General features: G+C 72.7%; 15 protein-coding genes and 1 riboswitch. Of the genes, 7 read left to right on the top strand and 8 right to left on the bottom strand.

From position 1 onward, the window contains the following. Positions 1-100 precede the first annotated feature (100 nt). The 3 genes from OG462_RS13700 to thiO all read right to left on the bottom strand — a co-directional run bounded on the left by OG462_RS13700 (position 101) and on the right by thiO (position 2,342). Positions 101-895, bottom strand: a complete 795-nt coding sequence (locus tag OG462_RS13700; protein WP_406057705.1) for a thiazole synthase — start codon at positions 893-895, stop codon at positions 101-103. 5 nt (positions 896-900) lie between these two features. Further along, complete coding sequence (gene thiS, locus OG462_RS13695) at positions 901-1,101, bottom strand: sulfur carrier protein ThiS (protein ID WP_406057704.1); 201 nt, start codon at positions 1,099-1,101, stop codon at positions 901-903. Next, positions 1,098-2,342 carry a glycine oxidase ThiO gene (gene thiO, locus OG462_RS13690; RefSeq protein ID WP_406057703.1) on the bottom strand — a complete coding sequence of 415 codons (1,245 nt, stop codon included), beginning with the start codon at positions 2,340-2,342 and terminating at the stop codon, positions 1,098-1,100. Before thiO ends, thiS begins: the two co-directional genes overlap by 4 nt. Then, positions 2,340-2,453, bottom strand: a riboswitch (TPP riboswitch). (Overlaps the previous gene by 3 nt.) An 82-nt stretch (positions 2,454-2,535) precedes the next feature. On the opposite strand from thiO, the gene OG462_RS13685 reads away from it, so the two are divergent. From OG462_RS13685 to OG462_RS13665, 5 genes are all read left to right on the top strand, one after another. Continuing rightward, positions 2,536-3,759, top strand: coding sequence for an NAD(P)/FAD-dependent oxidoreductase (locus OG462_RS13685; RefSeq protein WP_406057702.1), 1,224 nt, complete (start codon positions 2,536-2,538; stop codon positions 3,757-3,759). Between the two features lie 43 nt (positions 3,760-3,802). After that, positions 3,803-4,168: an Rv2175c family DNA-binding protein gene (locus OG462_RS13680; RefSeq protein WP_406057701.1), complete on the top strand. Its 366-nt coding sequence runs from the start codon at positions 3,803-3,805 to the stop codon at positions 4,166-4,168. A gap of 102 nt (positions 4,169-4,270) precedes the next feature. Beyond that, the gene (thiE, locus tag OG462_RS13675; protein ID WP_406057700.1) at positions 4,271-4,924 is read left to right on the top strand and encodes a thiamine phosphate synthase; all 654 of its coding nucleotides are present in this window, start codon (positions 4,271-4,273) and stop codon (positions 4,922-4,924) included. 208 nt (positions 4,925-5,132) lie between these two features. Next, positions 5,133-6,050, top strand: coding sequence for a methylenetetrahydrofolate reductase [NAD(P)H] (gene metF, locus OG462_RS13670; RefSeq protein ID WP_406057699.1), 918 nt, complete (start codon positions 5,133-5,135; stop codon positions 6,048-6,050). A gap of 54 nt (positions 6,051-6,104) precedes the next feature. Then, a complete protein-coding gene (locus OG462_RS13665) occupies positions 6,105-6,926 on the top strand; it encodes a hypothetical protein (RefSeq protein ID WP_406057698.1) in 822 nt (273 codons plus the stop codon). 104 nt (positions 6,927-7,030) lie between these two features. Here the strand turns inward: OG462_RS13665 and OG462_RS13660 are convergent, their stop codons facing one another. The 5 genes from OG462_RS13660 to OG462_RS13640 all read right to left on the bottom strand — a co-directional run bounded on the left by OG462_RS13660 (position 7,031) and on the right by OG462_RS13640 (position 13,140). Next, positions 7,031-8,473, bottom strand: coding sequence for a phytoene desaturase family protein (locus OG462_RS13660; RefSeq protein ID WP_406057697.1), 1,443 nt, complete (start codon positions 8,471-8,473; stop codon positions 7,031-7,033). A 42-nt stretch (positions 8,474-8,515) separates the two neighbouring features. Next, positions 8,516-9,163, bottom strand: a complete 648-nt coding sequence (locus tag OG462_RS13655) for a DUF4126 domain-containing protein (RefSeq protein WP_406057696.1) — start codon at positions 9,161-9,163, stop codon at positions 8,516-8,518. 315 nt (positions 9,164-9,478) lie between these two features. Then, positions 9,479-10,087 (bottom strand): TetR/AcrR family transcriptional regulator, encoded by a 609-nt coding sequence (locus OG462_RS13650; RefSeq protein ID WP_406057695.1) that lies wholly within the window; start codon positions 10,085-10,087, stop codon positions 9,479-9,481. 43 nt (positions 10,088-10,130) lie between these two features. Continuing rightward, a complete protein-coding gene (locus OG462_RS13645) occupies positions 10,131-12,218 on the bottom strand; it encodes a YhgE/Pip family protein (protein ID WP_406057694.1) in 2,088 nt (695 codons plus the stop codon). Continuing rightward, a complete protein-coding gene (locus tag OG462_RS13640; RefSeq protein WP_406057693.1) occupies positions 12,190-13,140 on the bottom strand; it encodes an ATP-binding cassette domain-containing protein in 951 nt (316 codons plus the stop codon). The genes OG462_RS13645 and OG462_RS13640 overlap by 29 nt, the downstream gene beginning before the upstream one ends. 164 nt (positions 13,141-13,304) lie before the next feature. Between OG462_RS13640 and OG462_RS13635 the strand changes: the two genes are divergently transcribed. Together OG462_RS13635 and OG462_RS13630 are read left to right on the top strand one after the other, a co-directional pair. Then, on the top strand, positions 13,305-13,823 hold the full coding sequence (locus tag OG462_RS13635; protein WP_406057692.1) for an SAV_6107 family HEPN domain-containing protein: 519 nt from the start codon (positions 13,305-13,307) through the stop codon (positions 13,821-13,823). A 178-nt stretch (positions 13,824-14,001) separates the two neighbouring features. After that, positions 14,002-14,955, top strand: a complete 954-nt coding sequence (locus OG462_RS13630) for an IS481 family transposase (RefSeq protein ID WP_406055974.1) — start codon at positions 14,002-14,004, stop codon at positions 14,953-14,955. The last annotated feature ends 8 nt before the right edge of the window (positions 14,956-14,963 follow it).

Below are 14,963 nucleotides of genomic sequence, written 5' to 3'. Positions count from 1 at the left end.
CGGGCGACGGCCACGACGGGGGGCGACGGCCACGGCGGGTGGGGCGCAGGCCCACGGTGGGTGGGGCGTAGGTCCACTCGGGGGGTCGGACCCCGGGTGTTCAGAACGCCGGGCGTTCTGGGTCCAAGGTTGCGCGGCCCTCCGTCGGGGAGGACGCCTCCGCGAAGTGGCGGCGGGGGATGCGGCCCGCCCGATGCGCGAGGCGGCCCGCCTCCACCGCGTGCCGCATCGCCGAGGCCATCAGGACCGGCTCCTGCGCGCGCGTCACCGCCGAGGCGAGCATCACCGCCGCGCACCCCAGCTCCATCGCGAGCGCCACGTCGGACGCCGTTCCCGCGCCCGCGTCGAGGATCACCGGCACCCCCGCCCGCTCCGTGATCAGCTGGAAGTTGTGCGGGTTGCGGATGCCGAGCCCCGAGCCGATCGGGGAGCCGAGCGGCATGATCGCCGCGCAGCCCACGTCCTCCAGCTTCCGCGCGAGGACGGGGTCGTCGTTGGTGTAGGGGAGGACGGTGAAGCCGTCGTCGACCAGCGTCTCCGCCGCTTCGAGGAGCTCCTCCCCGTCCGGCAGCAGGGTCCGCTCGTCGGCGACGACCTCCAGCTTGATCCAGTCCGTGCCGAGCGCCTCCCGCGCCAGCCGGGCGGTGAGGACGGCCTCGCCGGCCGTGAAGCAGCCCGCCGTGTTGGGCAGGACCCGGATGCCGAGCCGCTCCAGGACGGAGAGGACCGAGCCCTGGACGGTCGGGTCGAGCCGCCGCATGGCGACGGTGGTCAGTTCGGTGCCGCTGGCGATGAGCGAGCGCTCCAGGACGTCGAGGCTGGGCGCCCCGCCGGTGCCCATGATCAGGCGCGAGGAGAACTCCGTACCCCCGAGGGCGAACACGTCGTCGGACATCGCGCTCAGCCTCCCTGCACCGCGGTGAGGACCTCCACGCGGTCGCCCTCGCCGAGCAGCGTCGCCGCCCACTCGCCGCGCGGCACGACCGTCTCGTTGAGGGCGGCGGCGACTCCGGAGTGGGCCGTGGTCAGGGTGGCGACGAGGGCGTCGAGGGAGAGGGGGCCGGAGAGCACGCGCGGTTCTCCGTTCACGGACACGTTCATGCGGGCTGCTCCTGACGTACGGGAGAGAAACGGCGGGGGGTGAAGGGGCGGGCCTCGTCGGGGAGGAAGCCCGTGGTGAGCACTTCGGCCATGACGTCGCCGGTGACGGGGGTGAGCAGGACCCCGTTGCGGTAGTGGCCGGTGGCCAGGTGCAGGCCGGGCAGGGCGGTGGGGCCGAGCAGGGGTGCGTTGTCGGGGGACGCGGGGCGCAGTCCCGCCAGGGTCTCGGTGAGCGGCAGCTCGGTGAGCCCGGGGACGAGCTCGTGGGCGTCGCGCAGCAGCTCGTACACGCCGCCCGCCGTCACCGTGGTGTCCCAGCCCAGTTCCTCGCTGGTGGCGCCGATGACGAGTTCGCCGTTCTCGCGGGGCACCAGGTAGACGTGGCTGCCGCGGACGACGGCGCGGACGGTCCGGGAGAGGAAGGGGGCGTACGGGGCCGGTACCCGCAGGCGCAGTACCTGGCCCTTCACCGGACGCACCGGCGGCAGCACCTCGTCGGGCACGCCCGCGAGGCGCCCGCTGAGGCTGCCCGCGGCGAGGACGACCTGGTCGGCCGTCAGTTCCTCGCCTCCGGCGAGCACGACTCCGCGCGCCCGGTCCCGTACCACCGTCAGGCTCTGCGCGAGGGCGCGGTGGAAGACCACCCCGGCCCGTTCGCAGGCGACGAGGAGCGCGGTGGCGAGCCGGCGCGGGTCGACCTGGTGGTCGCCGTCCACCCGGAGCCCGCCGCGCACGCCCGGGGCCAGCATCGGTTCGAGGCGGCGGCATTCGCGGCCGCTGAGCCACTCCGAGGTGAGTCCGCAGCGGGTCTGCAGGGCGTGCAGTTCGCGCAGGTGGGCCCGGTCGTCGGCGTCGAGGGCGACGGCGAGGGTGCCGCAGGCGCGGTAGCCGACGTCGTGGCCGGTGGATTCCTCGAGCTCCGCGACGAACGCGGGATAGCGGGCGGCGGAGGCGAGGTTGAGCCCGAGCAGGGTCTCCTCGCCGTAGTGGAGTTCGGTGACGGCGGCGAGCATCCCGGCCGCGACCCGTGCGGCGCCGCCGCCGGGGGCCGGGTCGATCACTGCGGTGCGCAGGCCGCGCCGCGCGGCCCGCCAGGCCGTGACCAGTCCGATGATGCCGCCCCCGACGACGAGGACATCGGATCCACGGACATCGGATCCACGGACATCGGACGGACGGCCGTCGGGTGCATCGATTTCGGACACTTCGACTTCGGACACGTGGACATCGGAAGAACGCATGGGCGTCCAGCCCCTCCCTTCGCCGGCATGACCCGGATCAGGTTCGTACGGTCGGAGGCCGTCCCAGCCTCCCTCTCAGCCCGGTGCGTCCGGGCTCCCGCGAGTGCTTTACGCCCGACACACTAGCTTCCGCCTCCGGGGGGCCACAGACCCCTCCCTTCCTGACGGTCCGTCAGATGCGTAAGGTGGTCGGGTGAGCGAGCAGAAGCAGGCACAGCAGCACGTCGTGATCGTCGGCGCCGGCATGGCGGGCGTACAGACCGCCGTCGCCCTGCGCGGACAGGGCTTCACCGGCCCGGTGACCCTCATCGGGGCCGAGCCCCACCAGCCCTACGACCGGCCCCCGCTCTCCAAGGCCATCCTCCTCGGCAAGGCCGAGGACTCCGCCTTCGACGTCGACTTCGAGGAGCTCGGCGTCGAGCTCCGCCTCGGCCTGGACGTCACCGGGCTGCGCGCCGCCGACCACGAGATCGACACCGAGGCCGGGCCCGTCGCGTACGACACCCTGGTCGTCGCGACCGGCGCCCAGCCGGTCACCCTGCCCGGCACCGAAGGCGTCCCCGGGATCCATCTGCTGCGGACCCTCGACGACGCGGTACGCCTCGGGCCCGTCCTGGAGCGCCGCCACAGCGTCGTGGTCGTCGGCGCCGGATGGATCGGCGCCGAATTCGCCACCGCCGCGCGCGAGGCCGGCTGCGCGGTCACCGTCGTCGAGGCCGCCGACCGTCCCCTCGCCGGAGCCCTGCCCGCCGAAGTCACCGCCCCCATGGCCGAGTGGTACGGGGAGAACGGCGCCGAACTCCTCACCCACGCGCGCGTCCGCACCGTCGAGCCCGGCGCACCGGGCAGGGTCGTCCTCGCCGACGGCCGCGAGCTGCCCGCCGACGCCGTCGTCGTCGGCATCGGCGCCCTCCCCGCCACCGGCTGGCTCGCCGGCTCGGGCATCGCCCTCGACCCGAGCGGCGCAGTCACCGCCGACGAGCGGCTGCGCACCAACCTGCCCGATGTGTACGCGGTCGGGGACTGCGCCTCCTTCCCGTCCGCCCGCTACGGCCGGCGCCTCCTCGTCCACCACTGGGACAACGCGCTCCAGGGCCCCCGCACGGTCGCCGCGACGATCACCGGGGCCGACTCGGGGCCGTACGACCCCGTCCCGTACTTCTGGTCCGAGCAGTTCGGCCGCTTCGTCCAGTACGCCGGTCACCACGCGGGCGCGGACACACTGCTCTGGCGCGGCGACCCGGCGGAGGAGGCCTGGTCCGTGCTGTGGCTGCGCGCCGGGGTGCCGGTGGCCGTCCTCGCCGTCGGCCGCCCCCGTGACCTGGCCCAGGGCCGCAAGCTCATCGAGACGGCCACCGCGGTCGATCCCACGCGCGCGGCGGACCCCTCCGTACCTCTGAAGGCGGCAGTCCGGTAGGGCCCGACTACCGGCTGTCAGTCCGGGATGGCAGGCTTGTCCTGTGACCGAGATTGACGTAAAGATCGATGCGCTCGTCCCCGCCTGGCTCTACGTGCCCGACATCGCGGAGATGCTCGATGTCGAGGTGACGCGCGTGCGGCAGCTGATCAAGGATGGTCAGCTCATCGCCGTGCGCCGTGGAGAGAACAACGCCCTGCAGATTCCCGCCGCCTTCATCCAGGGCGACAGGATCGTCAAGGGCCTCGTCGGGCTCCTGACCGTGCTGCGGGACGACGGCTTCAGCGACGAAGAGATGCTGGAGTGGCTCTTCACTCCGGACGAGAGCCTGCCGGGCACGCCCGCGCAGGCACTCAACGAGAACCGCGGCACGGAGGTGAAGCGCCGCGCCCAGGCGCTCGCCATCTGACGCCCGCACACACCGAAGACACCACGAGCGGGTGTCACGGCGCGACCGGCCCCACGGGCCGGCCGCCGTGGCCCCCGTGACACCGACGGGGGGAACCCACCCATGCCCACGCCTCGTGAGCGGCTCGCCGACGCCCGGCTCTACCTGTGCACCGACGCCCGGAAGCGCCAGGGCGACCTGCCCGCCTTCCTCGACGCCGTGCTCTCCTCCGGCGTGGACATCGTGCAGCTCCGCGACAAGGGCATGGAGGCGGGTGAGGAGCTGGAGCACCTCGCCGTCTTCGCCGACGCCGCCCGTCGGCACGGCAAGCTCCTCGCCGTGAACGACCGGGCCGACGTCGCCCACGCCATCGGCTCCGGCGTGCTGCACCTGGGCCAGGGCGACCTGCCCGTGCCCGCCGCCCGGGCGATCCTCGGCGACGAGGTCCTGATCGGCCGCTCCTGCCACGCCGAGACCGAGGCGGCCGCGGCCGCCGTCGAACCGGGCGTGGACTACTTCTGCACCGGGCCCTGCTGGCCCACCCCCACCAAGCCCGGACGGTACGCGCCGGGCCTCGGCCTCGTGCGGTACGCGGCGGGCCTGGCCCAGGACCGCCCCTGGTTCGCCATCGGCGGCATCGACGAGACGAATCTGGACGAGGTTCTGGACGCCGGAGCGCGCCGGATCGTCGTCGTCCGGGCGATCACCGAGGCCGACGACCCGGCCGCCGCGACGGCCGCCCTCGCCAAGCGGGTCCGCGAGCGCGCGGGGGAGTAGGCCCTGCCCGGGCAGGGCCTGTGGGGTGTCCGGCGGGATCCGCCGGGACCTTCCGGCCGCTCCGGCGGGACCGGTGAGGTGTCCGGCGGCCCGTCCGGCGATCCGTCCGGCGGTTCCTCCGAAGAACCGCCCGGCCACCTGTCCGAAAAGGTGTCCATCAATCGGACACCGTTTACACCCGTCCCCGCGGCCCGTCTAACCTGCCCGTATGGCCCTTGGTACCGCTTCCATCCGCTCGGACCGCGCCCGCACGGTCCGCGAGATCCTCGCCTCCGGCGGCACGTCGTACTCCTTCGAGTTCTTCGCGCCCCGGACCGAGAAGGGCGAGCAGGTCCTCTGGAACGCCATGCGCCGGGTCGAGGCGGTCGGCCCCAGCTTCGTCTCCGTGACCTACGGCGCCGGCGGCTCCACCCGCGGCGGCACCGTCAAGGCCACCCAGAAGATCGCCTCCGACACCACGCTGACCCCGGTCGCGCACCTCACCGCCGTCGACCACTCGGTCGCCGAGCTGCGGAACATTCTCGGCCAGTACGCCGACGCCGGTATCCGCAACATGCTCGCCGTCCGCGGAGACCCGCCGGGTGACCCGCTGGGCGAGTGGGTCGAGCACCCCGAGGGCGTCCGGTACGCCGCCGACCTCGTACGGCTGATCAAGGAATCGGGCGACTTCTGCGTGGGCGTCGCCGCCTTCCCCGAGATGCACCCCCGCTCCACCGACTGGGACAAGGACATCCGGCACTTCGTGGACAAGTGCCGCGCGGGTGCCGACTACGCGATCACCCAGATGTTCTTCGACCCGGAGAACTATCTGCGGCTGCGGGACAGCGTCGCCAAGGCCGGCTGCGAGACCCCGATCATCCCCGAAGTCATGCCCGTCGTGAACGTGAAGACCCTCGGCCGACTGCCCCAGCTGAGCAACGCGCTGTTCCCCGCGGATGTGAAAGAGCGCATCCTCGCCGTCAAGGACGATGCCGCCGCTGTACGCTCCATCGGTATCGAGTTCGCGACGGAGTTCTGCGCGCGGCTGCTCTCCGAGGGTGTCCCCGGACTGCACTTCATCACGCTGAACAGCTCCACCGCGACGCTCGAGATCTACGAGAATCTCGGACTGCACCAGCAGTCGTAACCGGTCGTACCCGCCCCGACCCGCGGCGGTGACCGTGGAGAGGGGCGGCGGGGCATGGGGTGGACGGTCCTCTACATCGCGTTCGGCGTGGTCGCGCTGTGGCTGCTGGGGGAGGTGCTCCTGCAGTACAAGGCGCGACTGCGCTGGCGGGTGCTCGCCTTCGGCGGCTTCCTCGGCGTGGTCCTCGGCGTCCTGCTGCCCTCGGTGGCGGTGATCATCGTCGGAGCGGTCGCCTTCGCCGTCGGCCAGACCTATGTGACGCTCTCCTTCCGCCGTGGCTTCTCCACCGGCTGGGCGATCGGCGGCAGTCCGGGCGCGAGCCGTCGCCGCAGGTCGGGTGCTCCGGCGGAGGCCGGGCCCACGCTCGAGGTCACCGAGCTCTCCTACGAGGCGGAGGACACCTCGTACGCCGTGCCGGAGGGGGCGGAGGCTCCGTCCGCCGAGACCACCGCGGTCTACGAGCCCCTGCCGATGCCTGAAGACACCGGCCAGTACGGCGTCTACAACATGGGCCAGGACTCGGGTCACGGTGCCTCCCCGCATCCCGGCACCGGCTACGAGACGGGTTATCAGACCGGGTACGACCCCTACGCGCCCGCGTACGAGCAGCAGCAGCCGGCCTACGACTACGGGCAGGCCGCCGGGCAGCAGCAGTACGCCGCCTACTCCGACCCGTACATCGGGCCCGGCACGGACGGCCAGCAGTACGGCTCGTACTACGGCGACCCGTACGCCCCCTCGTACACCTACGACACGCCGCCCGGCGGGGTCTGGGTCCCGCAGCAGCGCGACACCGAGCAGGCGCCCCAGCCGCAGCAGCAGGCCCCGTACGGCTACGAGCCGCACCCGGACGACCAGCAGCAGTACCGGTACTGAGTGACCGTGTGATCGTGGGGGCCCCGGCGAGTCCGGCGGCCCCCACGGCGCTATCCGGCCACTGGGAGCCGCGAGAGCCCGCTACCGGGAGCCGCAAGAGCCCGCTACCGGGAGCCGCGGAACTCCGCGCCCTCCACGATGAATCCCGCCACCAGCGCGCCCGACATGCCCGCGTGGGCCAGCCCGCCGCCCGGGTGGGACCAGCCGCCCGCGAACCAGAGGCCCGGCAGCGGGGAGCGGTTGTCGGCCGGAAGCAGTTGCCCGCCGGCCCCCGCGAGCGCCGGCCCCGGCACCTCGGCGGCGCCGGTGTCCCGCCGTACGTCCTCCGGGGTGCGGACGTGCTGCCACAACAGCCGCTCCCGCAGCCCCGGGACCGCACGCTCGGCCGCCTCGACCATCCGCCCGGCGAGAGTCTCCCACGCGGCCGCGTCCTGATCCGGAGCCGTACGGACGGTGGCCGTCACGGTCACCGACTCGTGATCCGCGTCCGGACGCAGCGCCGGGTCGTCCGGGCGCAGCACCGTCACGGTCGGCCGCCCGCCCTCCGCGTGGACGACGGTGCGGTGGACCGCCTCCGCCTCCCGGGACCCGCGCAGCGCCAGACAGACCGTCACCCGGCTCGTCCAGGTGAGCTGGAAGTGCGGCCAGTCGTCGCCGTCGCCCCACTCGACGACGTGCTCGTGGTAGAGGGAGGGCACCGGGGCCCCGGAGACGACGTGGTCGGCCTCGACGGTCTCGCCCCCGGCCAGCCGGACACCCACCGCCCGGCCGTCCTTCTCCAGGACGTCCTCCACGGGTGTGTCGAAGACGAACTCGACCCGCCGCTTCCGGCAGCGCTCGTACACCGCGTCGGCGAGCGCCCGCAGGCCCCCGCCCACGTACCAGCTGCCGAAGGTCTGCTCCATGTACGGCAGGACGGCGGCCGAGGCGGGGGCGGTCGCCGGGTCGAAGCCGTACGCCCACGCGTGCGCGTCGAGCAGGGCGACGAGCCGCGGGTCGCGCAGCTCGCGCGCCCCGACCTGCGCGAGCGTCGTCGTCGGGCGCCGCAACAGGCCCGCCTTCAGGGCCGGATACGGCTCACGGGCCAGCGGCGCCGGGTCGGCCGGCTGCGGCTCCTCCAGGAGCGGGCGGCGGGTGCGGTCCCAGGCCTCGCGGGCCCGTACCAGGAAGTCGCCCCAGCGCTCGCCCGCGCCCGCGCCGAGCGCCGTGTCCAGGGCGGCGACCGTGCCGGCCCGGGAGGCGTTCGGCAGGTCCACGCGGGTGCCGTCGGCGAAGACATGACGGCTCGCCGGGTCGACCTGCGTCAGCGTGACGCAGTCCTCCAGCGGCTCCTTGCCCGTCTTCACGAACAGGTCCCGGTACACGGCGGGCAGATGCAGCAGCCCCGGGCCCGTGTCGAAGGCGAACCCGTCGCGCGCGAAGCGGCCGACCGCGCCGCCGTACGTCGCGCCCCGCTCGTACACCGTCACCCGGTGGCCCGCCACGGCCAGCCGGGCCGCCGCCGCCATGGCGCCGAGTCCCGCGCCGATCACCACAATCCGTGCCATGCCAGCGACTTTATCCGGCGCCTCGGACAGCCCTGAACGGGCTCAGAAGTGTTCCGACCCGTCCTCGGACGGCGCCCGGGCGCGCGTGCGGGCCTCCACGTCGGCGAGCTGTCTCTCCTCACGCCGTTGCGACCTGCGGCGCAGGAAGCGGCGGATCCGCTGGGCGAGGAAGACCAGTATCACCAGGCCGAGGGTGAGCAGGACGGCCGCGATGATCGACGCCGCCAGCGGATGGAAGATCGCGAAGGTGACGATGCCCGCCACCCCGAGGTCCTCCGCCAGACTCAGCGCGACGTTGGAGAACGGCTCGGGCGTGGTGTTGACCGCCATCCTCGTCCCGGCCTTGACGAAATGACTCAGCAGGGCCGTCGAACCGCCGACCGCGCCCGCCGCCAGCTCCGGCAGGGAACCGTTCTGTCCGGCGAGCAGGGCGCCGACCACGGCCCCGGCGATCGGCCGGATCACCGTGTGGACGGAATCCCATATCGAGTCGACGTACGGGATCTTGTCCGCCACCGCCTCGCACAGGAAGAGCACGCCGGCGACGACGAGGACATCGGTGCGCTGCAAGGACTCGGGCACCTCGTCGGTGAGCCCGGTCGCGCCGAAGACGCCGAACAGCAGGACCACCGCGTACGCGTTGATCCCGCTCGCCCAGCCGCTGGTGAACACCAGGGGGAGTACGGACACGCCCGCGATCGTAACCAGGTCTGAGTACCCGTACCTAGGGGGCGAGATGAGTAGGTGTGCGGATGGGCTCCGGACCCCCTGGACGGAAGAGTGGGGTCCACGGAAGGGGCGCGGCCCCGGGGACCGCCGACACGGGGCGGCGGAACCGGGGCCGCGTGCCTGCCGCAACGGGGCACGGGGGTGTCACGGGGGAGTACGAGGAAGGCCGGTGCGACGGGGCTCGGGGGGATCGAGCCTCGACGGACCGGCCTTCTCGTCGTGCGTACGACGTGGTTGTTCGAACGGGGGTTACGGGGGCTCCACGCGGGCGCGTGGTCAGCGACCGCCCACCCGGCCGTGCAGCAGCCGCGAAAGCGCCGCGTGCACGTCGTCGAGCGAACGCTCGCTCTGGAAGGCCTGCCAGTCGAGCGCCGCCACGAGCACCATCCCGACGAGCGCCGCCGCCGTCAGCTGGACGTCGATCTCCTCGCTCAGCTCACCGGCCGCGACAGCCTCCCGCAGCACCCCCTCGACCACCGCGACGGCCTCCTGGCGGACCACCAGGAGCGTGGAGTTCCAGGCCCGGTTGGTGCGCCAGAGCTCGGCCACGTACAGCTGGGTGAAGGCCGGGTAGCGGTCGATGAACACGAGACCCGCCCGGATCATCGCGTCCAGCGCGTCGACCCGGCTCCCGCCGCGCTCGGCGGTCTCCTCGGCCGCCGCCCGCAGCGAGGCCGCGAGCAGCGACACCCCATGGCGCAGCAGCTCCTCGAAGAGCTCGGTCTTGCTCTTGAAGTTGTAGTAGACCGTGCCCTTGGCCACGCCGGCCCGCTCGGCGATCTCGTCCACCGTCGTCGCGGAGAAGCCCTGCTCCGCGATGAGGGTGACGGCCGCCTCGTAGAGCTTCGCGCGCGTGGCCTGGCGTCGGGTGCTGCTGCTGTCCATGGGGTCGATTCTCACAGGTGTCGCGGGTGTCACCGGCCCTGTCTCACAGGGTCAGTTCGGGGTGGAGCCGATCGAGCGTCCAGACCTGCCGCTTCCGGGCGGAGACGGCGGTCAGGGCCAGGGCGCCCAGGGTGAACGCGGTCAGGACCGCGCAGGCCTGCCAGACGGGCCCGATCCCACCGCCCGTGATCAGCCGGCGCAGCGCCTCGACCACGTAGCTCATGGGCAGGAAGGGGTGGACGGCGTTGAAGAAGCCCGGACTGGTCTGGACGGGGTACGTGCCGCCCGCCGAGGTCAGCTGGAGCATCAGGACCGCGAGGACCAGGATCCGGCCGGCCGCGCCGAAGCGGGCGTTGAGCCACTGGATGATCGCGGCGAAGCAGCAGGTGACCAGGGCGAGGAAGCCGACGGTCCCGGCGGCCCGGTCCATCTGCAGTCCGAGGCCCCAGTGCAGGACCGACATGAGGGCCGCGACCTGGAGGATGCCGATCGCCGCCACCGGGAGCCAGCCCGCGAGCGCGATCCGCCAGGCGGAGCCGCCGGCGGCCAGGGCACGGCGGTTGAGCGGCTGGATGATCATGTACGCGACCATCGCGCCGACCCAGAGGGAGAGCGGGATGAAGTACGGGGCGAAACCGGTGCCGTAGTTCGGCGCCTTGTGCAGGGACTGGGAGGCCAGCTGCACGGGGTCGGCCATGACCTCCGTACGCCGGTCGCGGTCCTGCTGGTCGTAGTCGGGGATCTGCTCGACCCCGTCGTGCAGACCGCCGGCCAGCTCGCCGGAGCCGTCGGCCAGCTTGAACAGGCCGCCGTCGAGGTCTCCCGCGCCCTTCTTCAGCTTGCCGACGCCGGTGTCGAGGTTCACGGAACCGGTCTTGGCGTCGGTGATGCCGGTGTGCAGCTTGTCCGCGCCCGCCGCGACCTTCTTCGCGCCCGCGTTCAGCTCGTTGATCTTCCGGATGGCGTCCTCGACGTCCTCGTCGAGGTGCGGGGCGCGGGCGGCCAGCTCGTCGGCCTGCTTCGTGAGCTTGACAAGGCGCGCGTCCAGGGTCTTGAGGTCGTCGGTGCTGCCCTTGGTGAGCTCGTGGACGTCGTCCGCGATGGTGGCCACGTCGTCGGCCGTGACCGAGGCCTCCTTGAGCTTGGCGCAGATCCTGGCGTCGGCCTCCGGCTTGAGCTCGCACTCCTCCCGGTGGATCGTGGCCAGGCCGTCGTCGGCCTTGTGCGCGGCGCTGCGGACCAGCGGGGCGCGCCTGACCAGGTCGTCCAGGTTGTGGCGGACGGCGGTGGCGGAGTCGGAGACGAGGCGCGCGGTGTCGCGGATCGACTTGCCGTTGTTCGCCAGATAGGGGCGGACCTTGTCGGCGGTGCCGTTCACCTTGTCGGCGAGCGTCTGGGTGCCGTTGGCGACCTTGCGGGAGCCGCTCTCCAGGTCCTTGGCGCCCTTGTCGAGCTTCTTCAGGCCGGCGGCCAGGTCGCCGCTGCCCGTCTTGGCGTCCTTGAGACCGTTCGCCAGGTCCTTCGAGCCCTTCTTCGCCTTGTCGACGCCCTGCTTGAGGTCGTCCGCGCCCTTGGCGGCCTTCGCGGTGGCGTCGTGGATGTCGGAGAAGGAGATGAAGATCTTGTCGAGGAAGGTGCGGGAGGACTTGGTGGAGGCCGCGGTGCGGACCTCGGAGAACACCGTCCGGGAGATCTGGCCGACGATGTAGTTGTTGGCGTCGTTCGTCCGCACCCGGAGGGCGCCGGTCTCGGGCGCGTCGCCGGAGCTGGAGGCGATGCGCGAGCTGAAGTCGCCGGGCATGGTCAGGGACAGGTAGTACGTGCCGTCCTCGACGCCCTTGCGCGCCTCGGCGTCGCTCACCCGGTGCCAGGCGAAGGTGTTGCTCTCCAGGAGCCCCTTGGTGATGTCGTCACCGGCGTTGATCTTCTTGCCGTCGGTGGTGGCCCCCCGGTCCTCGTTGACGAGGGCGACCGGAATCTTGTCGAGCCTGCTGTACGGATCCCAGAACGAGTACAGGTACAGGGCGCCGTACAACAGGGGCAGCAGCAGGATCGCGACGAGCGCGGCGCGCGGCAGCTTTCCCCTGCCGAAGCGCTTCAGCTCAAGCGCGGCCAGTTTCGGCGAGCGCATCGGCCGCCCCCTCCTCGGTCGTGTCTTCGGTGACGTCGCCTTCGGCCTTGCTGCCGTCGGTGTCGGCGTCGGTGTCGTCTTCGGTGCGAGCCTTGGCCTCGTCGGCCTCGTCGGCCTCGTCGGCCTCGTCGGCCTCGTCGGCTGCGGCGGTGGGGCGGGAGTCCCCGGCGGCCCCCTCACGGGCCTCCTGGGCGTCCTCGGACTCCGTCGCGCCGTCGAGCGTGGTGATCCTCAGGGCGCCCTCGGGGGCCTCGCTGCAGACCGCCAGGACGGTCGTCCCGGAATCGGCCACCGAGCGCAGCAGCGCCCAGGCCTCGGCCCGGTCGGCGTCCGAGAGCTTCAGGTCCGTGTCGTCCACGGCCAGCAGCCGGGGCCGGCCGATCAGGGCCAGGGCGATCGAGAGCCGCAGCGCTTCGAGCCGCTCCAGATCCCGTACGGAGGTCCGCTCGCCCTTCGGCAGGGCGGCGAGGTCGAGCCCCGCGGCCGCCACGGCCTCGTCGATCCGGGCCCGGGCCGACGCGCGCCGCTCCGACGGGCGGCGCAGGAGGGCCCGGACGGAGCCGTCGTAACGGCGCTGGAGCAGGGCCCGCTCGCCCAGATGCTCGGCCACCGTGAAGGCGGGGTCGAGCTCGCTGACCCCCGGGACCTGCCCGAGGGCGCTGATCCGGCGTACCGCGCCCATCTTCCGCGGGAGCGGCAGGCCGCCGACCTCCGCGGTGCCCTCCTTGGCCTTCATCCGGCCGGTGAGCGCGAGCAGCAGGCACGTGCGGCCCGAGCCCGAGGGCCCCTCGATCGCCACCAGCGCGCCCGGCCCGGCCCGGAAGGAGACCTCCCGGAAGGCCCAGCCGCGCGGCCCCTTCAGTCCGAAGCCGTCCGCGACGACGGCGGCGCCGTGCGGCTGCTCTTCAGCTTCCGCTCCCACGGGCCCACCCCCCGATTCCCCTTTTTGAACTGACTGGTCAGTGCAAAAATACCCCCGAGTGGGGTTTCCCGGCAAAACCCCAGGTCAGCGGGATTGTCAGTGGGGGCGGGCACGATGGACACATACGGCCACGAAGCCGTCACGCGACGACAGGAGGACTCGTCATGGCAAGCCCTTCCGCAGCAGCCGCGCCCCGCCGACGCCCCGCCCCCGTGCAGGCGGGACCCGCGTCCGACATCCACCCCGTCCCGCGCCGCACCGCCGCCCCACCGGCAGCCCTGGACCTCCTCACCAAGGCCCGTGCCGGGCTCGTGGAGGCCGCCGCGCTCGACCGCCCCCACGAGCGGTACGCCGCGGCCCACCTCGCCGCCCTGCGGGCCGCCGCCGCCGTGCTCGCCGCCCGGGCCAGGCCCGAGACCGGCCCCCGCCGCAGGCAGCGGATACGGAGCGCCTGGGAGCTCCTCGCCGAGCTGGCGCCCGAGCTGACCGAGTGGAGCGCCCTCTTCGCCTCCGGCGCCCCGCGCCGGGCCCGCGCCGAGGCCGGGATCGCCGCCGCGGCGACCCGGCGCGAGGCCGACGACCTGCTCAGGGACTCCGCGCACTTCCTGCGCCTGGTCGAGCGGCTGCTCACCCTCCAGCCGGTGCTGCCCCGCCAGCCAGGGGCGGACGAGGCGGGCGGATGATCCGACGGGCGGGTGCGGGGTGTGCGCCGCCGATCGGGCCGGGCTCGCGGCGTGATCGGCAAGGCACCCCCTAGGTGTATTGATCACGAGCGTTGTTGACAGTCGCAGGTCTTGATCATGGCGAAGACCTCCGGTGTGGTGGAGGTGTCTAGGCTCCACACCGCACACGGAGGTCTTCGTGTCCCACCGTAATGCCCGGCTGACCGTTCACGGCAGGCGGATCCTGGTCGAACGCGTCCTGGCAGGACGGCCGGTTGCTCATGTGGCGGCCGAGATGGGCATATCGAGGCCCACCGCCCACAAGTGGATTCGCCGCTGGCGGATGGAAGGCGACGCGGGCCTGGTCGACCGCTCCAGCAGGCCGCAGCACACACCGCATCGCACCCCCCAGGCCGTCGAGGCCCGCGTCTGCGATCTCCGCCGCACCCGCAAGCTCGGCCCCGCCAGGATCGGCCCGGTCCTGGGCCTGCCCACCTCGACCGTCCACCGGATCCTGACCCGCCACGGGCTCAATCGGCTGGCCTGGCTGGACCGGCCGACCGGCACGGTGATCCGCCGCTATGAGCGCGACCGGCCCGGCGAGCTGATCCACGTGGACGTCAAGAAACTCGGCCGGATCCCCGACGGCGGCGGCCACAAAACCAACGGCCGCGAGGCCGGCAGGCCAATCCGCGGCATGGGCTTCGACTACGTCCACTCCGCTGTCGACGACCACTCCCGCCTGGCCTACAGCGAGATCCACCCCGACGAGAAGGTCGCGACCTGCGCGAGCTTCCTCACCCGCGCGGCCGCGTTCTTCCACACCCACGGCATCGACCGGATCGAACGGGTCCTGACCGACAACGCCTGGGCCTACCGCAAGGGCCTGGCCTGGAAGACCGTCCTCGCCGACCTCGGCGCAACCGGCAAACTCACCCGGGCCTACCGGCCGCAGACCAACGGCAAGGTCGAACGCTTCAACCGCACCCTGCTCGATGAGTGGGCCTATCTGCGGCCCTACACCTCGAACAACGAGCGGACCGAAGCCCTGGCAGACTTCCTCCACACCTACAACCATCACCGCTGCCACACAGCACTCGACGGCAAGCCACCCATCAGCCGCGTCAACAACGCTGCGGGTCAATACACCTAGGCCATAGG

This window comes from Streptomyces sp. NBC_01077 (assembly GCF_045162855.1).
Classification (GTDB): Bacteria; Actinomycetota; Actinomycetes; order Streptomycetales; family Streptomycetaceae; genus Streptomyces.
Note: the sequence above shows the minus strand (reverse complement) of the source record. Positions and strands in the feature narration are given on the sequence as shown.

Excerpts from the sequence above, each read along its gene's own strand:
- OG462_RS13700 (WP_406057705.1), bottom strand. The coding sequence starts at position 895 with ATGTCCGACGACGTGTTCGCCCTCGGGGGTACGGAGTTCTCCTCGCGC.
- thiS (WP_406057704.1), bottom strand. The coding sequence starts at position 1,101 with ATGAACGTGTCCGTGAACGGAGAACCGCGCGTGCTCTCCGGCCCCCTC.
- thiO (WP_406057703.1), bottom strand. The coding sequence starts at position 2,342 with ATGCGTTCTTCCGATGTCCACGTGTCCGAAGTCGAAGTGTCCGAAATC.
- thiE (WP_406057700.1), top strand. The coding sequence starts at position 4,271 with ATGCCCACGCCTCGTGAGCGGCTCGCCGACGCCCGGCTCTACCTGTGC.
- metF (WP_406057699.1), top strand. The coding sequence starts at position 5,133 with ATGGCCCTTGGTACCGCTTCCATCCGCTCGGACCGCGCCCGCACGGTC.
- OG462_RS13665 (WP_406057698.1), top strand. The coding sequence starts at position 6,105 with ATGGGGTGGACGGTCCTCTACATCGCGTTCGGCGTGGTCGCGCTGTGG.
- OG462_RS13660 (WP_406057697.1), bottom strand. The coding sequence starts at position 8,473 with ATGGCACGGATTGTGGTGATCGGCGCGGGACTCGGCGCCATGGCGGCG.
- OG462_RS13650 (WP_406057695.1), bottom strand. The coding sequence starts at position 10,087 with ATGGACAGCAGCAGCACCCGACGCCAGGCCACGCGCGCGAAGCTCTAC.
- OG462_RS13645 (WP_406057694.1), bottom strand. The coding sequence starts at position 12,218 with ATGCGCTCGCCGAAACTGGCCGCGCTTGAGCTGAAGCGCTTCGGCAGG.
- OG462_RS13635 (WP_406057692.1), top strand. The coding sequence starts at position 13,305 with ATGGCAAGCCCTTCCGCAGCAGCCGCGCCCCGCCGACGCCCCGCCCCC.